The organism is Mesorhizobium sp. M4A.F.Ca.ET.090.04.2.1, assembly GCF_003999085.1.
Classification (GTDB): Bacteria; Pseudomonadota; Alphaproteobacteria; order Rhizobiales; family Rhizobiaceae; genus Mesorhizobium.
The window spans coordinates 1-3,660 of record NZ_RZOT01000578.1 but is presented as its reverse complement, the minus strand read 5'-3'; the positions used below and the strand labels follow the sequence as shown (position 1 = coordinate 3,660).

The window sequence follows — 3,660 nt, the reverse complement described above, 5'->3', positions numbered from 1 at the left end:
GAGGTCGTCGCCCGCGCCAACGCTACCGAATATGGGCTCGTCGCCTATGTCGTGACCGAAAGCGGCGCCCGGCAGGCGCGCATGGGCCGCGCGCTGGATTACGGCATGGTCGCCATCAACCGGGTGAAGATCACCGGCGCGCCGATCCCGTTCGGCGGCGTCAAGCAGTCCGGCATCGGCCGCGAAGGCTCGCGCCACGGATCAGAGGCCTTTACCGACCTAAAATACCTGTGTCTCGATGTGGCCTAGGACCGCCCGGACCGCCGTCCTCAAGGAGTGAAAAAGATGCTTGAACAATCCAACGAACTCTCAGCCTGGGACCGTGACCACTTCTTCCATCCCTCGACGCATATGGGCACGCATGCGCGGGGCGAGTCACCGGCGCGCGTCATGGCCGGCGGTGAGGGCGTCACCGTCTGGGACAACAATGGCAAGAAAAGCATCGACGCCTTCGCCGGGCTCTATTGCGTCAATGTCGGTTATGGCCGCCAGAAGATCGCCGATGCCATTGCCACCCAGGCAAAGAGCCTCGCCTACTACCACGCCTATGTCGGCCACGGCACCGAGGCCTCGATCACGCTCGCCAAGATGATCGTCGACCGTGCGCCCGAGGGCATGTCGAGGGTGTATTTCGGGCTCTCCGGCTCGGACGCCAACGAGACCAACATCAAGCTGATCTGGTACTACAACAACGTGCTCGGCCGGCCGGAGAAGAAGAAGATCATCTCGCGCTGGCGCGGCTATCACGGCTCGGGCGTGATGACGGGCTCGCTGACCGGGCTCGACCTGTTCCACAACGCCTTCGACCTGCCGCGCGCGCCGATCCTGCACACCGAGGCGCCCTATTACTTCCGCCGCGCCGACCGCTCGCAGAGCGAGGAGCAATTCTCGCAATATTGCGCCGACAAGCTGGAAGAAATGATCCTCGCCGAAGGTCCGGAGACGGTCGCGGCCCTCATCGGCGAGCCGATCCTCGGCACCGGCGGCATCGTGCCGCCGCCGGCCGGTTACTGGGAAAAGATCCAGGCGGTGCTGAAGAAGTACGACGTGCTGCTCGTCGCCGACGAGGTGGTGACCGGCTTCGGCAGGCTCGGCACGATGTTCGGCTCCCACCATTACGGTATCAAGCCGGACCTAATCACCATCGCCAAGGGCCTGACCTCTGCCTATGCGCCGCTTTCCGGCGTCATCGTCTCCGACAAGGTCTGGCAGGTGCTGGTCAAAGGCTCCGACAAGCTCGGCTCGCTCGGCCATGGCTGGACCTATTCGGCGCATCCGATCTGCGTTGCCGCGGGCGTCGCCAATCTCGAACTGATCGACGAGATGGACCTGGTCAGGAACGCCGGCGAGACCGGCGCCTATTTCCGCGCCGAGCTTGCCAAGGCGGTCGGCGGCCACAAACATGTCGGGGAGGTGCGTGGCGACGGGATGCTGGCGGCGATCGAATTCGTCAAGGACCGCGACGACCGCGCCTTCTTCGATCCGGCGCTGAAAGTGGGGCCGCAGATCGCCACGGCACTCGCCGCAAGCGGCGTCCTCGGCCGCGCCATGCCGCAGGGCGACATCCTCGGCTTCGCGCCGCCGCTCTGCCTGACGCGCGAGGAAGCCGACACGGTGGTGGCGAAGACAGCGGACGCGGTGAACGCCGTGTTTGCCAGCCTCTGAGACGGGGGATGAATGCCGTGACCAGAACCATTCCGGCCACAATGGCCGCGGTCCAGCTCACCGGCCATGGCGGTCCGGAAAAGCTCGTCTACCGCACCGACGTCAAGGTGCCTTGGCCGGCTGCCGGCGAGGTGCTGGTCCAGGTCAGCGCCTGCGGCATGAACAACACCGACGTCTGGGTGCGGCAGGGCGCCTATGGCACGGAAGAGGACGCGGCGGCGGTGTCGACCTGGCGCCGGCAGGGCAACACGCTTGTTTTCCCGCGCATCCAGGGCACCGACACGGTGGGGACCATCGCCGCCGTCGGCGACGGCGTCTCGCCCGACCGTATCGGCGAGCGGGTGATGGTCGACTTTTCCATCTACAACCGCGACGACAATTCGCTGGCCGACATCGACTATATGGGCCATGGCCGCGACGGCGGTTACGCCGAGTATCAGACCTTGCCGGCCGAGAACGCGCATGTCGTCGACACCTATATGAGCGACGTCGAGCTCGCCACCTTCTGCTGCGCATATCTGACCGGCGAGCAGATGCTGGAGCGCGCGGCACTGAAAGCCGGCGAACTTGTGCTGGTCACCGGCGCTTCCGGCGGCGTCGGCTCGGGTATCGTGCAGTTGGCGCGGGCGCGCGGCGCCATCCCCTATGCCATTGTCGGCAAGGGCAAGGAGCAGGCGGTGCTCGATATCGGCGCCGAAAAGGTGATCACGCGCGGGGTGGCCGACCTGCCGGCCGCCGTTAGCGAAGCGACGGGCGGAAAACCGATCGACGTGGTCGCCGACCTTGTCGGCGGCGCCATCTTCAACGACCTGTTGCGCATCCTGCGGCCCGAGGGGCGCTACACCACGGCTGGCGCTATCGCCGGTCCAGTGGTGCAGTTGGATCTCCGTACCATGTACCTGAAGCAGCTGCAGCTGCACGGCTCGAGCCAGGGCACGCGGGCGGATTTTCGCCGCATCGTCCGCTACATCGAAGACAAAAAGATTCGGCCGCTGGTCGGTGGCGTCTACAAACTGTCTGACTTCCACCGCGCGCAGACGGATTTCGTGGCGAAGGACTTTGTCGGCAAGCTTGTCGTGGTGCCGGACGCGATGTGGAACCGCGGCGAAGATAACTGGTCGGGGACCGAACCGAGATCAGCTCAAATTGCAATTGAATAGTGCCATCTTGAGTCATCGCAGCTGACGCCATTCTCTACCTCAGCGCAACGAGGCGACAACAGACAAACCCAAGGTAATCAGTCCTCCCGGGAACAGTAGCGCTGTTTTCGAGTTGATAGTCTGATCAACCAGCAGCTCTTTTGCAGGATGCACGACAGGGCGAACGGGAGAGTTCCATGGGTCTCGGCACAATTCTGATAGTTCTGCTAATTCTTGTTTTGCTTGGCGGCTTCAGCGGCCTCGGCGGCGGTCCGTTTTACGGCACCGGTTATTACGGCGGCGGCGGCCTTGGGTTGGTATTGCTGATCGTCATCATCCTGGTTGTGCTCGGCCTCCTCTAGCGCCGCTGAGGCAGACATAGCGTTGCCCGCTGATCGAGCAGGGATCGGCGGGCAATTGGCGATGGCGACCGCAGAGGGAGCATTGGGCCGCAAACTCGACCTCAGAAGCGGCCGGCCGGTCTGGTTCGCCTATCGCGCGCCGCCCGTCCGAGTGGGAAAGCTGACACGAGACGTAAAGAGCGAAGTGCTGGTCGTCGGCATGGGCATCAGCGGCGCCATGATGGCGGAGGCGCTGACGCGTGCGGGCCATGAAGTGATGTGCATCGATCGACGCGGCCCGGTTCTCGGATCAACCTCGGCGACGACGGCGCTGGTGCAGTTCGAACTTGATCAACCGCTGGTCAAACTTTCCGCCATCAAGGGCAAGCTCGACGCCGCGCGCGCATGGCGGCGCTCGCGCTTGGCGGTGATCAACCTTCGCGGGCGGATCGCCGAACTCGGCATCGACTGCACCCTCGCCAACCCGCCTTCACTCTATCTGGCGGGCAACTGTC

At 64.4% G+C, this 3,660-nt stretch carries 5 protein-coding genes; all 5 read left to right on the top strand.

The annotated features are described in order from the left end of the window. The coding region (locus tag EN781_RS28465) for an aldehyde dehydrogenase family protein (RefSeq protein WP_127400552.1) at nt 1-249 on the top strand (249 nt) is incomplete at its 5' end. Nucleotides 250-285: 36 nt separating this feature from the next. Continuing rightward, nucleotides 286-1,665 carry an aspartate aminotransferase family protein gene (locus EN781_RS28460; RefSeq protein WP_126056201.1) on the top strand — a complete coding sequence of 460 codons (1,380 nt, stop codon included), beginning with the start codon at nt 286-288 and terminating at the stop codon, nt 1,663-1,665. Nucleotides 1,666-1,673: 8 nt separating this feature from the next. Further along, nucleotides 1,674-2,825 (top strand): alcohol dehydrogenase family protein, encoded by a 1,152-nt coding sequence (locus EN781_RS28455; protein WP_126056202.1) that lies wholly within the window; start codon nt 1,674-1,676, stop codon nt 2,823-2,825. Nucleotides 2,826-3,001: 176 nt separating this feature from the next. Next, on the top strand, nt 3,002-3,166 hold the full coding sequence (locus EN781_RS28450) for a DUF3309 family protein (RefSeq protein WP_127400551.1): 165 nt from the start codon (nt 3,002-3,004) through the stop codon (nt 3,164-3,166). Nucleotides 3,167-3,248: 82 nt separating this feature from the next. Beyond that, on the top strand, nt 3,249-3,660 hold a 412-nt coding region (locus EN781_RS28445; RefSeq protein ID WP_145965677.1), incomplete at its 3' end, for an FAD-dependent oxidoreductase.

Bases quoted from the DNA above. Each gene is read 5' to 3' on its own strand.
- EN781_RS28460 (WP_126056201.1), top strand. From the start codon at position 286: ATGCTTGAACAATCCAACGAACTCTCAGCCTGGGACCGTGACCACTTC.
- EN781_RS28450 (WP_127400551.1), top strand. From the start codon at position 3,002: ATGGGTCTCGGCACAATTCTGATAGTTCTGCTAATTCTTGTTTTGCTT.
- EN781_RS28455 (WP_126056202.1), top strand. From the start codon at position 1,674: ATGAATGCCGTGACCAGAACCATTCCGGCCACAATGGCCGCGGTCCAG.